At 70.0% G+C, this 16,170-nt stretch carries 16 protein-coding genes; 9 read left to right on the top strand and 7 right to left on the bottom strand.

The annotated features are described in order from the left end of the window. Window positions 1-79: 79 nt before the first annotated feature. Window positions 80-2,350: a TonB-dependent siderophore receptor gene (locus tag FHT37_RS18290; protein ID WP_255489803.1), complete on the top strand. Its 2,271-nt coding sequence runs from the start codon at window positions 80-82 to the stop codon at window positions 2,348-2,350. A 33-nt stretch (window positions 2,351-2,383) separates the two neighbouring features. Here FHT37_RS18290 and FHT37_RS18285 read toward each other — a convergent pair whose 3' ends face one another. From FHT37_RS18285 to FHT37_RS18275, 3 genes are all read right to left on the bottom strand, one after another. Continuing rightward, window positions 2,384-3,562: a diguanylate cyclase gene (locus tag FHT37_RS18285; protein WP_183483488.1), complete on the bottom strand. Its 1,179-nt coding sequence runs from the start codon at window positions 3,560-3,562 to the stop codon at window positions 2,384-2,386. A 25-nt stretch (window positions 3,563-3,587) separates the two neighbouring features. Continuing rightward, entirely contained in the window at window positions 3,588-4,742 is a 1,155-nt protein-coding gene (locus FHT37_RS18280) for a diguanylate cyclase (protein ID WP_183483486.1), read from the bottom strand. Window positions 4,743-4,927: 185 nt separating this feature from the next. Next, complete coding sequence (locus FHT37_RS18275) at window positions 4,928-6,190, bottom strand: septal ring lytic transglycosylase RlpA family protein (RefSeq protein WP_183483485.1); 1,263 nt, start codon at window positions 6,188-6,190, stop codon at window positions 4,928-4,930. A 98-nt stretch (window positions 6,191-6,288) separates the two neighbouring features. Between FHT37_RS18275 and FHT37_RS18270 the strand changes: the two genes are divergently transcribed. The 8 genes from FHT37_RS18270 (at window position 6,289) to FHT37_RS18235 (ending at window position 12,433) form a co-directional block, all read left to right on the top strand. Beyond that, on the top strand, window positions 6,289-6,987 hold the full coding sequence (locus FHT37_RS18270; protein WP_091729217.1) for a fumarylacetoacetate hydrolase family protein: 699 nt from the start codon (window positions 6,289-6,291) through the stop codon (window positions 6,985-6,987). A gap of 25 nt (window positions 6,988-7,012) precedes the next feature. After that, window positions 7,013-7,873 carry a carboxylating nicotinate-nucleotide diphosphorylase gene (nadC, locus tag FHT37_RS18265; RefSeq protein ID WP_183483483.1) on the top strand — a complete coding sequence of 287 codons (861 nt, stop codon included), beginning with the start codon at window positions 7,013-7,015 and terminating at the stop codon, window positions 7,871-7,873. A gap of 143 nt (window positions 7,874-8,016) precedes the next feature. Beyond that, entirely contained in the window at window positions 8,017-8,808 is a 792-nt protein-coding gene (locus tag FHT37_RS18260) for a GntR family transcriptional regulator (RefSeq protein WP_183483481.1), read from the top strand. After that, the gene (locus tag FHT37_RS18255; protein WP_183483479.1) at window positions 8,805-9,614 is read left to right on the top strand and encodes a transporter substrate-binding domain-containing protein; all 810 of its coding nucleotides are present in this window, start codon (window positions 8,805-8,807) and stop codon (window positions 9,612-9,614) included. The genes FHT37_RS18260 and FHT37_RS18255 overlap by 4 nt, the downstream gene beginning before the upstream one ends. A gap of 72 nt (window positions 9,615-9,686) precedes the next feature. Further along, window positions 9,687-10,412, top strand: a complete 726-nt coding sequence (locus tag FHT37_RS18250) for an amino acid ABC transporter permease (protein WP_183483477.1) — start codon at window positions 9,687-9,689, stop codon at window positions 10,410-10,412. Further along, complete coding sequence (locus FHT37_RS18245; protein WP_183483475.1) at window positions 10,409-11,062, top strand: amino acid ABC transporter permease; 654 nt, start codon at window positions 10,409-10,411, stop codon at window positions 11,060-11,062. Before FHT37_RS18250 ends, FHT37_RS18245 begins: the two co-directional genes overlap by 4 nt. Further along, window positions 11,046-11,864 carry an amino acid ABC transporter ATP-binding protein gene (locus FHT37_RS18240; protein WP_221211151.1) on the top strand — a complete coding sequence of 273 codons (819 nt, stop codon included), beginning with the start codon at window positions 11,046-11,048 and terminating at the stop codon, window positions 11,862-11,864. The genes FHT37_RS18245 and FHT37_RS18240 overlap by 17 nt, the downstream gene beginning before the upstream one ends. A gap of 95 nt (window positions 11,865-11,959) precedes the next feature. Then, complete coding sequence (locus tag FHT37_RS18235; protein WP_183483473.1) at window positions 11,960-12,433, top strand: DUF4440 domain-containing protein; 474 nt, start codon at window positions 11,960-11,962, stop codon at window positions 12,431-12,433. 15 nt (window positions 12,434-12,448) lie between these two features. Here FHT37_RS18235 and FHT37_RS18230 read toward each other — a convergent pair whose 3' ends face one another. The 4 genes from FHT37_RS18230 to FHT37_RS18215 all read right to left on the bottom strand — a co-directional run bounded on the left by FHT37_RS18230 (window position 12,449) and on the right by FHT37_RS18215 (window position 16,124). Continuing rightward, window positions 12,449-13,075, bottom strand: coding sequence for a DUF4276 family protein (locus FHT37_RS18230; protein WP_183483471.1), 627 nt, complete (start codon window positions 13,073-13,075; stop codon window positions 12,449-12,451). Window positions 13,076-13,079: 4 nt separating this feature from the next. Further along, complete coding sequence (locus FHT37_RS18225) at window positions 13,080-14,270, bottom strand: AAA family ATPase (protein WP_255488885.1); 1,191 nt, start codon at window positions 14,268-14,270, stop codon at window positions 13,080-13,082. A 204-nt stretch (window positions 14,271-14,474) separates the two neighbouring features. Continuing rightward, the gene (locus tag FHT37_RS18220) at window positions 14,475-15,209 is read right to left on the bottom strand and encodes a proteasome-type protease (RefSeq protein ID WP_091729188.1); all 735 of its coding nucleotides are present in this window, start codon (window positions 15,207-15,209) and stop codon (window positions 14,475-14,477) included. A 51-nt stretch (window positions 15,210-15,260) separates the two neighbouring features. Continuing rightward, the gene (locus FHT37_RS18215) at window positions 15,261-16,124 is read right to left on the bottom strand and encodes a transglutaminase family protein (RefSeq protein WP_183483467.1); all 864 of its coding nucleotides are present in this window, start codon (window positions 16,122-16,124) and stop codon (window positions 15,261-15,263) included. Between the last annotated feature and the right edge of the window lie 46 nt (window positions 16,125-16,170).

Raw genomic sequence — 16,170 nt, 5'->3', positions numbered from 1 at the left:
CCCTCCACCTCCCTTCGGGGCCGGTGCGCCCGTGCGCGCCGGTGTGCGGGCTTGCGCCCGCCTGCTGCTGCTCTTTCCCATGTCGCGTTCTTCCCTGTCCCCCATCGCGGCCGCCGTCGCGCTGCTGATGTCCACCGGCCTGGCACTGGCCGAGTCCCACCCCCTGGCCGTCCGCGCGGCCGACGCGCCGGCGGCTGAACCCGCCGGGTCCACCGTCTCCGCGGACGCCGCCGCCGCGGCCGCCTCCGACGCGGCGGAGCCGTCGTCCTCATCCGCGGCCGAAGACGGCCCGCGCGCCGGTCGCCGCAACGCGCTGGACCGCGTGACCATCAGCGCCGCGCGCAAGAAGCTCGAGGGCGCCAGCACGCGCCTGCCGCTGAGCGCGCGCGAGACGCCGCAGTCGATGAGCAGCATCGACGCGAGCCGGCTCGAGAACGAGACGCTGATCAGCATCAACGACGTGATGCAGAACATCACCGGCGTGAACGTGTCCTTCTACGACACGCAGCGCCCGCTGTACTTCGCGCGCGGATTCCAGATCACCGATTTCCAGATCGACGGCATTCCCACCTACAGCGGCAACACGCAGCAGGAGTTCGACACCGTCTTCTACTCGCGCATCGATGTCGTGCGCGGCGCCAACGGGCTGACCACCGGCGCGGGCGTCCCGTCCGCGACCGTCAACATGATCCGCAAGCGGCCCGAGAAGGCCTTCTCCGCCTACGGCGGGCTGGTGATGGGCACCGACGACTTCCACCGCATCGAGGCCGACGTCAACACGCCGCTGACCCAGGATGGCCGCGTGCGCGCGCGCTTCATCGCGGCGGCGCAGGAGCGTGACGGCTTCCGCCAGCGCCACAGCGAGACCAAGACGGCCTTCATGGCCACCGTCGAGGCCGATCTGGGCGCCAGCACCACCGTCACGCTCGGCTACCAGGACCAGAACAACGTGCCGCAGGGCCCGATCTGGGGCACGATCCCGCGCTTTGCCTCGGACGGCTCGCTCGCGGGCCTGCCGCGCGAGACGAGCTTCTCGCCGTCCTGGACCCGCTGGTCGCGCCAGAACGGCACCTTCTACGCGCAGCTGGAGCAGAAGCTCGGCGACGACTGGACGCTCAAGGCCATCGCCAACCACAGCGAAGGCGACACCTTCCGGCTGGCCACCTACGCCAGCGGTTATCCGGACCCGGTCACCGGCGCCGGGCTGAAGCTGCTGGCGGCCGTCGGCAAGAGCTGGGAGCGCCGCGACAGCCTGGACGTCTACGCCGCGGGCACGCTGTCGCTGTTCGGCCGCAAGCATGACCTGGTGATCGGCGCCAACGGCGTGAAGACCACGACCGTCACGCCCACGCTCACCTCGGTGGCCGCCTGGAGCTACGCCATCCCCGACATCCGCAGCTGGGATGGCAGCGCGCCGGCGCCGACCTTCAGCGCCACCGGCGCCAAGCGCGTCGCCGAGACCGAGCAGAGCGGCCTCTTCGCGATGGGCCGATGGAAGCTGCTGGAGCCGCTGTCGCTGGTGACGGGCGCGCGGCTGAGCTACTGGAAGACCGCCACCGACGCCTTCAACACGGCGGGCACCTACACCGGCACGACCGGCGCCTACAAGGTCAGCAACGAGGTCTCGCCGTATGTGGGCATCGTCTACGACCTGAGCGATGCGCTGTCGCTCTATGCGAGCTACACCGATCTGTTCAAGCCGCAGAACTACAAGGACCGCAACGACAACCTGCTCTCGCCGATCCGCGGCAGCAACACCGAGTTCGGCATCAAGGGCGAGTTTCTCGACAAGCGCCTGGCGATGTCGGCCGCGGTCTTCGAGGCCAAGCAGGACAACTACGCGGTGCGCGACGTCGCGGTGCCGGAGGGCTCGCTGCCGGACGGCAGCTCCGCCTACGTCGGCGTGAACGGCACCCGCACGCGGGGCTTCGAAGTCGACGTCGCCGGCCAGATCGCGCCGGGCTGGACGCTGAGCGCCGGTTACGCCAACACGCGCATCACCCGCCACGCGCTGGACCTGATCTACGCGAACCTGCCGCGCCACACGCTGCAGCTGAGCACCAGCTACCGCTTCGGCGGCGCCTGGGAGCGGCTGAGCGTCGGCGGCGGCGTGAACTACCAGAGCACCGTCACCGGCTACGGCATCGCGCATCCGACCCTGGGCACGACCACCGTCACCCAGGGCGCCTATGCGCTGCTGAACCTGCATGCGACCTACCAGCTCAACGAGCGCTTCAGCCTGGGCCTGTCGATCCGCAATGCGCTCGACAAGACCTACTGGACCAACCTGGACTATCCCAACTACGGCGATCCGCGCAGCGTGATGCTGAGCGTGCGCGGCCGCTTCTGACGCGGGTCGCGATCGCGCCGCTCAGCGCACTGCTCAACGCGCCGGTTCCAGCTCCACCGCCTGTACGACGTTGCGGCCCTGCGCCTTGGCGCGGTAGAGCGCCTGGTCGGCGCGTCGCAGGACCTCGGCGGCGCTGACGTCGGCGGCCGAGGACTCCGCGATGCCGAAGCTGGCCGTCAGCGTCCAGGCCTGTCCTTCCCAGGCGAAGGCGTGGCCGGCCAGCAGCGCGCGCATGCGCTCCGCCACCAGCGCGGCGCCCGCGATGCCGGTGTGGGGCAGCAGCACGCAGAACTCCTCGCCGCCCAGGCGCGCGAGGCGGTCGACCTCGCGCAGGCAGGGCCGCAGCACTCGCACCAGCGCCTTCAAGGCGGCGTCGCCGGCCGCATGCCCCAGCGTGTCGTTGAGCTGCTTGAAGCGGTCCATGTCCAGCAGCACCAGCGCGTAGCCGTGGCCGCGCATCTGGCGCGAGTGCTCGGCATCGACCGCCTCGGACAGCGCGCGCCGGTTCAGCGCGTCGGTCAGCGGGTCGCGCTCGGTGAGGCGGCGGATCTCCAGCACCAGCTTCATCAGCAGCAGGAAAGCGATCCAGCCGTTGATCAGCAGCGCCAGCACCAGCGACGCCCACAGCCAGGCGATGTTGAAGTCGGAAGCCACGTCGATGTCCGCGGTGCGGCCCGGCGCGAGCAGCGCCTCCACCGGCCGCGCCAGCAGCAGCAGGCCGACCGCCATCAGCGGCGCGGCCAGCGCCAGCGCCGCGCGCGGAGCCAGGCCGCGCGCGCGCAGCAGGCGCCAGGCATCGACCGCCGCCAGCATCGCCAGCGCCGCCATCGCGCCGTAGATCAGCAGCTTGTGCCCGAGCGTGTCCGGCCCGCCCGTGAAGCGCGCGGCGACGATGCCCACGGCGAGCGTCGCACCGCCGACGGTGCGCCAGGGCGCGGGCCGCTCGCCCACCACCGGCACCGCCAGCCGGATCAGCGCGAAGGCGATCAGCGACAGCAGGTCCGACCACCAGTAATGCTGCGGCGACACCAGCCCGAGCGCCTCGTGGAGCAGGAACGAAGCGCCCAGCGCCGCGTTGGCGCCCGACAGGCAGGCACAGGCGCCGGGCGATTCGCGCAGGCCGGCGGCGATCATCAGCCAGACCACCGCGGCGATGCCGAACAGCACCACCAGCGCGGCGATCAGCGAGACCGGGTCGGCGGCGGGCAGCATCAGGCGGGCTCCATCGTCGGTGGCCTCACGCGAACTCCGCTTCGCCGGCGGCGCGCAGGACGCGGTTGCGGCCACGCGCCTTCGCGGCATACATCGCCGCGTCGGCCCGCGACAGCGCGCCGTGGCCGTGGGTGTCGCCGGCGCGCATGGTGGCGACGCCGAAGCTCGCGCTGATCGGCCAGAGCTTGTCGCCCCAGGCCAGCGGGTGTTTCTGCAGCAGCTCGCGCAGGCGCTCCGCGACCAGCATCGCGCCGTCGAGCTCGGTGTCGGGCAGCAGCACGGCGAACTCCTCGCCGCCGAGCCGGCCGAAGCAGTCGGTGTCGCGCAGCGTCGCGCCCAGGACGGCGGCCAGGTGCTGCAGCGCGGCGTCGCCGCCGGCATGCCCCAGTTCGTCGTTGATGCGCTTGAAGTGGTCCACGTCCAGCACCATCACCGCGTTGGCGCAGCCGCGCTCGGTCAGCGCCTGCAGGCGCGCGAGATGGTCCTCGATGGCGCGCCGGTTCAGCAGGCCGGTCAAGGCGTCGCGCCGCGTCAGGTGGCGCACGCGCGCGATCAGGCGCTGCATCACCAGCGCGATCAGGCCGGTGGCGATGGTCAGGTCGACGACCAGCCGCAGCATCGCCAGCGGCGCGTTGGCGCCCAGCCCGGCGAGGCCCAGTCCCGCCGGCGTCCAGCCCAGCAGCCCGCCGGCGCGCCAGAGGCAGCCGCCGGCCAGCACGAGGTAGGGCGTCACGACGATGGCGGTCAAGCCGGCGCGGAAGCCGGCGCCGAGGGCGACGTCCCAGGCGGCCATCAGCGCGAGCACGCCGCCGGCGATGTTGGAGACGGCCCGCGCCGAGGACAGGTCCGGATCGCCCGCGGTGAGGGCGGTCGCCACCAGCCCCAGCGCCACGATCGCGAGGATGTCCGGGGCGCCGTAGCGCACCCGCATCAGTCCGCGCACGCCGGCGGCGAGCAGCCCCGCCGCGATCACGTCCAGCGGCAGCGCGACCAGGCGTTCCATCGCGGCCGGCAAGGCCGGCCACCAGGCCAGCGCGCACACGCCGTGATAGGCGGAGAGCCGACGCGCCGCGCGCGGCGCGATGCGCAGCACCTCGCCCAGCGCGAGCCAGACGATGCACGCGACGGTATCGATGACGGCGATCACCATCAGCAGCGTGGCGGCGTCGAGCGGCGGCATGCGGGTCATCTTCGCAGGGCGATGCGCGGCGCACCATCGCGCCGTCGTCACCGGCCCCGGCTTCCTCTCCCAGGGACGAAGCGCCCCACGGCGCCCCGCGTGGAACGGGGCAATCGGCGTGCGGGCCGTGCCCGGTCAGGGTGACCGACGGGCGCTCGCCGGTGTTCCGCGGCGTTCCGCGGCGCTCAGCGGCGCTCGACCAGCACCGGCGTCAGCGACATCGCGGTGCGCACCCGGTCGGCGGCGGCGCGGGCGTCCTCGCGGCTCGCGAAGGGACCGGCCTGCAGGCGGTGCAGGTTGCGGTCCTTGAAGATCGTCAGCATCGGCGCGATCTCCTCCATGCCGCGGGTGAACTGCTCACGCAGTTGCTCCGCGCCTTCGAGCCGCGAGAAGGCGCCGAACTGCAGCCAGAAGCCCTGCGCCGCCGCGGCGATCTTGAGCGCGGGCACCGGCGCCTGCGGATCGGCCGCGGCAATGGCGCCGGCGGTGGCGACCGCCATGGCCTCGGCCTTGGACTGGCCGGACGGCGGCAGGTCGCTGCCGGGCGGCAGCGCGGTGATGGGGATCGGCGTCAGGCTGGCATCCGGCCTGGCGTCCGGATTGGCGGACGGCGTCGTGCCCATTGCCGTGCCCGTCGCCGCGCCGGTCGACGTTCCCGGCTTGTCGGCGCGCGCCACCGCCGGAACCACCGGCACCGGCAGCGGCACCTGCGCCGGCACGGTCACCGGCGCGGCCGGCGGACGCAGCTGCGCGGTCGTCGTCGGATCGGGCGCGCCGCTGGGCGTCGCGGCGGCATAGACCGGCGTGTCGGGCGCGACCTTGGGGTCGGGCGACAGCGTGTCGCGGTCGCGGGTCCAGGCGCCGGTGCGGATGTCCTCGTAGGTGATGCGCTCGATCTCGACCGGCGCCACGCCGTTCAGCACGCCCAGCTTGAGCGCGGCGGTGTAGCTCAGGTCGATGATCCGGCCCTTGTGGAACGGCCCGCGGTCATTGATGCGGACGATGACCTCCCGGCCATTCTTGGGATTGCGCACGCGCGCGTAGCTCGGGATCGGGATGGTCGCGTGGGCGGCGGTCATCGCGTACATGTTGTAGATCTCGCCGCTGGACGTCGGCCGGCCGTGGAACTTGCGCCCGTACCAGGACGCCAGGCCCTTCTGGACCAGCGGCTTGTCGTCGGCGATCGGCTCGTAGCGCTCGCCCAGCACCTCGTAGGGCTTGTTGGGGCCGCCCTTGCGGATGGATTCCAGCCGCGGCACCGCGTCGGGCACCTTCTGCAGGTCGGGCGGGACGACGGCGTCGGGGCCGTCGCGGTCGGGCCAGGAGGAGGACTTGGGGCCGCCCGGGGCGGGGCGGCTGGGGGTGGGACCGCGGCTGGCGCAGGCGGCCAGGATCAGGGCACACGTCAGGACGGCCAGGCGCTGGCCGGCGGGGCGGGCTTCAAACATGGCCGCAACCCTAGCAATGCCGCGTGGATTTGCCAAGGTTATGCTCCGCGCTCCCCTCCTTCCTTGCACGATCGTTGCGATCGTTACCTCCGCACGCCATGAGCACCTATGTCTTCCCCCCAGCGCCGCAGGCCGCCGTGGCCGTGCGCGGCAGCGATGCGCGTTATGCCGTGAGCCGCATCTTCTGCGTCGGTCGCAACTACGCGGCGCATGCCCGCGAGATGGGCAGCGATCCGGACCGCGAGCCGCCGTTCTACTTCACCAAGCCGGCCAGCGCGCTGGCGCCGTCGGGCGGCACCATCCCCTACGCGCCCGGCACGAAGAACCTGCATTACGAGATGGAACTGGTCGTGGCGATCGGCAAGCCGGTCTTCAAGGCCACGCCCGAGCAGGCCGCCGACGCGGTCTGGGGTTACGCCGCCGGCCTGGACATGACGCGCCGCGACCTGCAGAACGAGGCCAAGGCCATCGGCCGGCCCTGGGACCTGGGCAAGGGCTTCGAGCATTCGGCCGTCATCACTCCGCTGGTGCCGCGTTCGGAGCTGGGCGAGCTGTCCCAGGGCGCGATCACGCTGGCGGTGAACGGCGTCGAGAAGCAGCGCGGTGACCTGTCCGACATGATCTGGAGCATTCCGGAACTGGTGGCCAACCTGTCGCAGTTCTATCACCTGGCGCCGGGCGACCTGATCTACACCGGCACGCCCGAAGGCGTCGGCCCGGTGAAGCCGGGCGACGTGATCACCGGCGTCATCGAGGGCTTCGGCGAGCTGTCGATCACCATCGGCGACGCCGAGTAATCCAGAGGCAGCCGGGACCGCGACGATGTTCGACCACAACGAGACCCTGGACGAGGCCCGCGCGCGCAACATCCGCGACGCGCTGTTCGAGGACATCGGCATCAGCGACTGGACCGCGCGGCTGGTGCCGTCGGGCCGGCGCGTGCAGGCCCATGTGCGGGTGCGCGAGGCGGCGGTGCTGTGCGGCCGCGACTGGTTCGAGGGCGTGTTCCTGGCGCTGGACGGCTCGTCGCGGATCGAGTGGCTGTACGACGAGGGTGCCGACATGGCGCCCGACACCCTCGTCTGCCGCATCGAGGCCGAGGGCCGCTCGCTGCTCTCGGCCGAGCGGCCGGCGCTGAACTTCCTGCAGCTGCTGTCAGGCACCGCGACGGCGACGCGCGCCCATGCCCGCGCCATCGAGGGCGCCAGTCCGAACCCGCGCGGCTGCGCGGTGCTGGACACGCGCAAGACCCTGCCCGGGCTGCGCCTGGCGCAGAAGTACGCGGTGCGCGTGGGCGGCGGCGCGAACCAGCGCCTGGCGCTGTACGACGGCATCCTGATCAAGGAAAACCACATCGCCGCGGCCGGCGGCGTGACGCAGGCGCTGCGGCAGGCGCAGGCGCTGAACGCCGGCGTGTCCATCCAGGTCGAGGTCGAGACCCTGGAGCAGCTGCGCGAGGCGCTGGCCGCCGGCGCGGTCAGCGTGCTGCTGGACAACTTCAGCGAGCCGATGATGCGCGAGGCGGTGGCCATCGCCGGCGGCCGGGCGCTGCTGGAGGTGTCGGGCGGCGTGGCCATCGACCAGCTGCGCTGGATCGCGGCCACCGGCGTCGACCGCATCTCGGTCGGGCGCCTCACCAAGGACGCCAAGGCGGTGGACTACTCGATGCGGGTCGAGGGCTGAGGCCAGGCACCGGGACGGTGCCTCGCACACCAAGCTTGTGCGCAACGGCCGCACGCGTGTGTCGTCCTGGCTTGCATACAAGACAGATGCGCCAGTGAGGCACGCGTGGCGCCCGCTGGCACGGAAGCTGCAATGCCCTGGGCATGGGCATCACCGCCACCGACATCAGCCAACGGATCATCGACGCCGTGCTCGCGCAGAAGCTGGCGCCGGGCACGCGGCTCGGCGAGCAGCCGCTGGCGCTGCTCTTCGACTGCAGCCGCACCATCGTCCGCGAGGCGCTGACGCGCCTGGCCGCGCGGGGCATCGTCACCGTCAGCGCGCGGCGCGGCTGGTACCTGATCGCGCCCTCGCGCGAGGAGGCCCGTGAAGCCTTCGAGGCGCGCCGCGTCATCGAGCTCGGCCTGCTGCGCGGCCGCCGCGCCCTGGACAAGCCGGCGCTGACGCGGCTGAAGAAACACCTGGCGCAGGAGAAGGCCGCGCTGCGCGGCGACGACGTCGGCGCGCGCAGCTTCCTGCTCGGCGACTTCCATGTCTGCCTGGCCGAGTGCCTGGGCAACAGCCTGCTCGCCGACACGCTGCGCGACTACACCGCGCGCACCACGCTGATCGCGATGCTCTACCAGTCGTCGCACGAGGCGGCGCAGTCCTGCCAGGAGCATGTCGCGATCGTCGCGGCGCTCGAGCGCGGCGACGCCGCGGGCGCCGAAGCGCTGATGGCCGCCCACCTGGCCAGCGTGCAGTCGGGCCTTCAACTCGACACGCAGACCGACGACCCGCTGCACCAGCTGCGGCAGGCGCTGACGCCGCTCGCGTCGTCGGCCGCCACCGCCGCATCCGTCGCTCCCTCGACCTCCCGCCGCCCGCGCGCCGCGCGCCGCGACGGGTCCGACCCCGCCGATCCCGCCCCCGCCTACCTAGGAGCCTTGTTATGAGCCACGCCGTCCGTTCCTCCGTCCGCGCGCTGCCGCGCCGCCTGCTGCTGGCCGCGGGCCTGGGCCTGCTCGCGCTGGGCGCCCAGGCGCAGACCGCGCTGGACACGATCACCAAGGCCAAGACCATCAAGATCGCCATCCCGACCGACTACCCGCCCTACGGCTTCGTCGGTCCCGACATGAAGCCGCAGGGCCTGGACGTCGCGATGGCCGAGCTGATCGCCGCCAAGCTCGGCGTGAAGGTCGAGCTGGTGCCGGTGACCAGCGCCAACCGCATTCCCTACCTGCAGACGAAGAAGGCCGACCTGGTCATCTCCACGCTCGGCAAGAACCCGGAGCGCGAGAAGGTGATCGCCTTCAGCGCGGCCTACGCGCCCTTCTATCAGGCGGTCTTCGCGCCCAAGAGCCTGGCGATCAAGAGCTTCGCCGACCTCGCCGGCAAGAGCGTCGCGGTCACGCGCGGCGCGATGGAGGACCAGGAGCTGGCCAAGGTCGCGCCGTCGACGCTGGAGTTCAAGCGCTTCGAGGACAACAACGCGACCATCGCCGCATTCGCCGCCGGCCAGACGCAGGTGCTGGCCACCAGCGCCGCCGTCGCCGGCAACCTGATGCAGCGCCAGCCCGGCCTGAATGTCGAATACAAGCTGCTGCTCAAGGACAGCCCGTGCTTCATCGGCGTCGCCAAGGGCGAGGATGCGCTGCTGGCCAAGGTCAACGCGATCATCGCGGCGGCCAAGCAGGCGGGCGAGCTCGAGGCGCTGTCCAAGAAGTGGCTGGGCCGCGGCGCCGGCGAGCTGCCGCTCTGAGCGGACGCGGATCGCCACCGTGCCTGACGTGAGACCGACCGCGCCCTTCGCTGGTCCCTCCGGGAGCCGCCCATGATCGAGTTCGACTTCGGCGCCGTCCTTGCCGAATGGCCGCTGCTGCTGCGCGGCCTGGCGTGGACCGTGGGCCTGACCGTGATCGCGGTGCCGCTGGGCCTGGCGATCGCGACGCTGGGCGCCTGGACGCGCGCCTGCGGGCCGGCCTGGGCGCGGCGCCTGGTCGGCGTCTACGTCGAGCTGCTGCGCAACACGCCGTTCATCGTGCAGCTGTTCTTCGTGTTCTTCGGCCTGCCGTCGCTGGGCGTGAAGTTGTCGCCGACCAGCGCCTCGCTGATCGCGATGACGCTGAACCTGGGCGCCTACGGCACCGAGATCCTGCGCGCCGGCATCCAGGCCGCGCCCAAGGGCCAGTGGGAGGCGGCGCAGAGCCTGGCGCTCGGGCCGACGCAGGTCTTCACGCGGGTGATCCTGCCGCCGGCGTTCAAGCGGGTGTGGCCGGCGATGACGAGCCAGATCGTGATCGTGATGCTGGGCTCGGCGGTGTGCGGGCAGATCTCCACCGAGGAGCTCAGCTACGCCGCCAACCTGATCCAGAGCCGCAACTTCCGCGCGTTCGAGGCCTTCATCGTCGCGACGCTGATCTACCTGGCGCTGTCCGTGCTGGTGCGGCGCCTGCTGCTCTGGGCCGGGCCTCGGTGGTTCTTCGGCGGCGCGCCGGCGCCGACACGCCCGCCGCTGTGGCGACGCCTGGCCGGCACCGGCACGGGGAGCCGCCCATGATCGAGTTCACCCTCTGGGACATCCTGCGCAACCTGGCGCTCGCGCTGCGCTGGACGGTGGCGCTGTCGCTGATCGCCTTCATCGGCGGTGGCCTGGTCGGCGGCACCCTGCTGTGCCTGCGCATCGGCCTGGGCCGCAAGACGCAGCGCCTGATCGGCGCGTACGTCGCGCTGTTCCAGGGCACGCCGCTGCTGATGCAGCTGTTCCTCGCCTACTTCGGGCTGGCGCTGCTGGGCATCGAGGTGTCGGCGTGGACGGCGGCGTCGCTGGCGCTGACGCTCTACACGAGCGCCTACCTGGTCGAGATCTGGAGCGGCTGCGTCGAGGCCGTGCCGCGCGGCCAGTGGGAGGCCGCGCGCAGCCTGGCCATGAGCTTCGGCGAGCAGCTACGGCACGTGATCCTGCCGCAGGCCGCGCGCCTGGCGATCGCGCCGACGGTCGGGTTCCTGGTGCAGGTGATCAAGGGGACCGCGCTGGCCTCGGTGATCGGCTTCGTCGAGCTGACCAAGGCGGGCGGGATGATCGCCAACGCGAGCTTCAAGCCCTTCCTGGTCTTCGGCTGCGTGGCGCTGTTCTATTTCGCGCTGTGCTTCCCCGTGAGCCTGGCTGCCCAACATCTGGAGAGGAAGCAACATGGCCGTGCTGCCTGAGACCGTGAGCGCCGATACCGCCGACGCCGCCAACGTCGCGACCGCCGCTTCCACGCCTGTGCCGGGCGTGCCCATCGTGCGCATCACCGCGCTGCGCAAGTCCTACGGGACCAACGAGGTGCTCAAGGGCATCGACCTGGACGTGATGCGCGGCGAGGTGATCGCGCTGATCGGCAAGAGCGGCTCGGGCAAGAGCACGCTGTTGCGTTGCATCAACGGCCTGGAGCAGTTCCAGGACGGCTCCCTGCGCGTGGCCGACAAGCCGCTGCTGCACGACAGCGCGATGGCGATGCGCGCGCTGCGGCAGCAGGTGGGCATGATCTTCCAGGGCTTCAACCTGTTCCCGCACCTGAGCGTGGGGCGCAACGTGATGCTGGCGCCGACGCTGGTGAAAAAGCGCTCCGACCAGGACGCCGCCGAGCAGGCGCGGACGCTGCTGGCGCGGGTGGGGCTGGCGGAGAAGTTCGACGCGATGCCGGACCAGCTGTCCGGCGGTCAGCAGCAGCGCGTGGCGATCGCGCGGGCGCTGGCGATGGAGCCGCAGGTGCTGCTGTGCGATGAGATCACCTCGGCGCTGGACCCCGAGCTGGTGGGCGAGGTGCTGCGGGTGGTGGAGTCGCTTGCCGAGGAGGGCATGACCCTGCTGATGGTCACGCACGAGATGAGCTTCGCGCGCAAGGTGGCGGACCGGGTGATCTTCATGCACCAGGGCCGCGTGCACGAGATCGGACCGCCGGCCGAGATCTTCGGCGCGCCGAGGACGCCGGAGCTGAGGCAGTTCCTGAAGTCGCTGGATGAGTGAGTCGCTCGGGAGGGGGCCATCGAAAGGGGCGTGTCCATCGGCATGAGGGCGCGCGCGGCCTAGACTCCTCGGCCTACGTCACCAGGAGCCTCGCCATGCCCGACCGCCGCTCGATCCTTCGATCCCCCTTGGCATTGACCGCCGGCATGCTGGCGGTTTCGTTCATGGCGCCGTTGCAGGCACAGGCGGTGGCGTCGAGTGGCGCGTCCGCGGTGCGCGAGGCCGAGATCGCCTTCGCCGCGACCATGGCCAAACGCGACTTCAAGGCATTCGCCGAATTCGTCGCGGAGGACGCGATCTTCATCAACGGCAGCAAGCCGCCGCTGCGCGGCCGGGCAGCCGTCCTCGCGGAATGGAAACGCTTCTTCGATGGCGCCGAGGCGCCGTTCTCATGGGCGCCCGATCTCGTCGAGGCACTGCCGGACGGCACGCTCGCCTATTCGACCGGACCGGTGCATGCGAAGGGCAAGCTGGTCGCGCGCTTCGCGTCGACCTGGCGACTCGATCCCGATGGCCGCTGGCGCGTCGTCTTCGACAACGGCAGCGACGTCTGCGACTGCAAGCGCTGACGGGCCGCTGCCACCTCAGGGTGCCTGAAGCGCCTCAAGAAGCGCGCGTCGAAATGCCTTGAAGCTTGAAGACCTGCATTCGTCAATGAGGATGCGCCGGCCGAGGCGTCGCGCGGTATCGATCTTCGGCAGACCTTCCTTGAAGTAGCCGTGATTCTGGAGAACTCGCTCAAAAGCCTCCCAAGTGCCGCCAAGGATTGCATCCGGATCTCTGAAGCCCTGGCGCTGGGGAACATTCGGTGAGACGCGAGGGAATTCTGCGCGGACGGCATCCCAGTCTCCAAAGTACCAAGCTTCCAGTTCCTCGATGGCAATGCGATTCACCACCTGCCAGGAAGGGTCGCGTCCCGCTTGGCCTTGCACACGAAGTCCTGCGCGGCTGGCCATTCCGTCCAAGCTTCGCTTCAAGCTCCGGCAATCCTCGTCGTCGCAGTCGACCAGGACAAAGAGCCGCCAGTCTTCCGGTAGCCACTGCGAGTAGCCCCTCAGGCGTGCTTCAAGCTTGGCGAGCAGGTCGGACTTCCCCTGGAACGCGTGAATCTCGAAGGTGGTCGTGGCAGGCAGGATGCGGGGCAGAAGCGACTGAAGGAACGCTTCCATCGATGGCTCCTCGACCAAGAGCGCGATGTGGCTCGTGGGCATTCGTTCAGCGCCCTCGCATCAAGGGGCGAGTTGGGGCACCCTGGTTCGTCAGCGGATCTCCGATACCAAGTTGCCCCTCCATCCAGAGATGTCCAAGGAGCGCTCCTTGTTCCATGAATTGCGGAATGCCCGGAAGATCCGACGCTCGCTGCACCTGCGTGTAGCCATGATCATCACGCCACAGTACCCGTACTTCATTGGCTCGCAGGACGTTGAGGAAGAAGGGCGAGTGGGTCGTGACCAGGAGTTGCGTCGAGTTCACCGCAGTGCGGCACTCCTCCGCCAGTTCAGGCAAGAGGCGAGGGTGGAGATAGTTCTCAGGCTCCTCGATGCCGATGAACGGCGGCGGCGCTGGATCATGAAGGAGCAGCAGATACGCCAGCATCTTGAGCGTTCCGTCTGATGCGAAACGGGCCAGGACCGGATGACTGAAGGGGGCGTCCTTGATCTGCAGCAGCAAACGACCGTCAGGCATCGTTTCCGCGAGCACTCGTTCAATTCGAGGCACTCGCTGGCGCAGTATCTCGAAGACTCTCTCAAGCCTTGCGGGATGAAGTTCGCCGAGGAACTGAATGACGTTGGCGAGGTTGTCGCCGGTACGAGTGAGTCGCTCTTGGGGTCCAGCCTCGGGTTGGCCCCTGGCGCTGTCGGCCGAGAGATACGAGACATACCAACCGGTGATGAACTCTCGCAGCGCTGCCACGCGAGGATGTTCCGCGAATTGCCCCAGCGCATTCACAGCGAGCAGATCCGGCGACTTCAGAGGGGTCTCAACGCGCCGGTCTTGTTCGTCAGGCTGTTCGCCGCTGGTTGCTCGCCCTTGCCCCATCCGATAGTCCAGGAACCTGAACGGCTGACCATGGCTACCGCGCTTCCATCGAAGCCACTCTTCCACCACCACTGGCCCACCGCCTTCTTCGTCCACGGCGAGGTGATACGTGATCAGTGGGAAATTCGGTTCGCGATACTTGATCTCAATGACGATCGGGCCGTCCGCGCCCCGTGTCTTCAACTCTCTAGCGCGGCCGCGCTTATCCCAGGCCCTTCGTAGGCCAAGCTCAAAACACTCGGCAAGGAATGCGAAGACGTCGAAGACCGTGGATTTGCCGCTGCCGTTAGGCCCAAGCAGTACGGTGAATGGAGTAAGGTCCTTGAACTCGACGTCCCGAAGTGCCCTGAAGTTCTGAACCTTCAAGTATTCAATGCGCGCCGGAGCGCGGGGACGGAGCCGAGTCCCGGCTGAGGAACGGGTGGCGGGCATCTCGTGATCTTTGCAGGCTTTGTCTGGCTCCGACGCCAGAAATCAAAGCGGCAAGTCTAGAGCCATCGGTCCCACTTGCAATGGGGAATCGGCGTGGCGGACTCCCACCTGGTGCCACCGCGAGATTGAGGTGTCACCTCACGCGAACCAGTCCTCGTCCGGCAACTGCTCGAAGACGCGCTTGAGGCCGCCGCCCCAGCCCTGGCTCACCTTCATGAAGTAGGGATCCTCCCGCGTGATGCGGTGGGGCTGCGCGGGCGCGAAGCTGTCGGTCTTGTAGAGCAGCATGTCGATCGGCAGGCCCACCGACAAATTGCTGCGGATCGTCGAGTCGAACGAGATCAGCGCGCACTTGGTGGCCTCGGCCAGCGAGCTGTCGAAATCGATCACGCGGTCGATGATGGGCTTGCCGTACTTGGATTCGCCGATCTGCAGGTAGGGCGTGTCTTCCGTGGCCTCGATGAAGTTGCCCTGCGGATAGACATGGAAGATCCGCGGCGCCTCGCCCCGGATCTGGCCGCCGACGATGAAGTTGGCGCCGAAGTCCACGCCCTGGTTGAGCTGGCCGGGCCCATCGCTGTCGCGCGCGACCACTTCCTTGAGGGTCTTGCCCACCAGCTCCGCGACGTCGTACATCGAGGTCAGGTTCATCAGGTGCGCGCCCTGGCCGACCGCGCGCTGGCGCAGCAGGCTCACCACGCTCTGCGTCGTCGCCAGGTTGCCGGCGTTGAGCAGCGTGATCAGGCGTTCGCCAGGCTGCTCGAACACATTCATCTTGCGGAAGGTGGCGATGTGATCCACGCCCGCGTTGGTGCGGGAATCCGACGCGAACAGCAGGCCGGCACGCAGCCGCATGGCAACACAGTAAGTCATGGGGCGCGAGCGTAGCCGATCAATCCGCGCTTGTGGGCGAGGCGCCCTTCGTCATTGCTGGTCGGTCGTGCCGGGCTTCACGAGCACTTCGGCCCGCATGGTTTCGAGCCCGCCGCCTGTTCGTACGCCGCGCACGGGACAGGCGTCCAGATAGTCCGCGCCGATCGCCAGCTTCACGTAGCGACCATCGGCCAGGCACTGGTTGCTGATGTCGTAACCCAGCCAGCCGCCCGCCATGCCGTGCGATGCGTCACGACCTTCCGTCGCCGCCGTCGCCGTCGTTGTGGCGTCGGGCAGCCGCACCTCGGCCCAGGCATGGCTGGCGACGTGCTCGAAGTCGGTGGCCAGGTAACCCGACACATATCGCGCCGGCAGCCCCAGCAGCCGCGCGCAGCAGACGAAGACCTGCGCGTGGTCCTGGCACACGCCGTGACCGGTGGCGAAGGCCTGCGCCGCCGGCGTGGCCGCGTCGGTGTAGCCCCGCACATAGGGCATGCGCTCGCCCAGCGCCGCCATCAGCGCCAGCAGCGCGCCGTGGGCATCGGCGGTCGCGGCGTCGGCGAAGCTCGCGGCGAACTGCCGCAGCGGCTCGTCCGCGCGCGTCAGCGGGCTGTCGCGCAGGAACAGCGGCGCGGGCAGCTCATCCTCGGGATCGGGCGTGGGGGGCGCATCGCTGGTGTCGACCTCGCCGACCGCGCGCAGGACGATGTCGCGCCGCGGACCGTCCAGGCTCAACACATGCATGGTGTTGCCGAACGCGTCCTTGCAGGCGCTTGCCGGTGCCGGCAGTTCCAGATGCCAGTGCAGCACGCGCAGGCCACGGCCCGCGCGCGGCGTGAGGCGCAGGTACTGCGTGCTGCGCGCCACCGGCGCGTCGTAGTCGTAGACCGTCTCGTGCGAGATGTGCAGGTGCATGCCTTGTCTCCGGGGGGCGTCCGCCGCGTCGGAACGACGCGGTCGG

Source organism: Mitsuaria sp. BK037, assembly GCF_014193045.1.
Lineage (GTDB): Bacteria > Pseudomonadota > Gammaproteobacteria > Burkholderiales > Burkholderiaceae_C > Roseateles.
The sequence above is the reverse complement of the archived record's forward strand: the minus strand, read 5'-3'. Positions and strand labels throughout refer to the sequence as shown.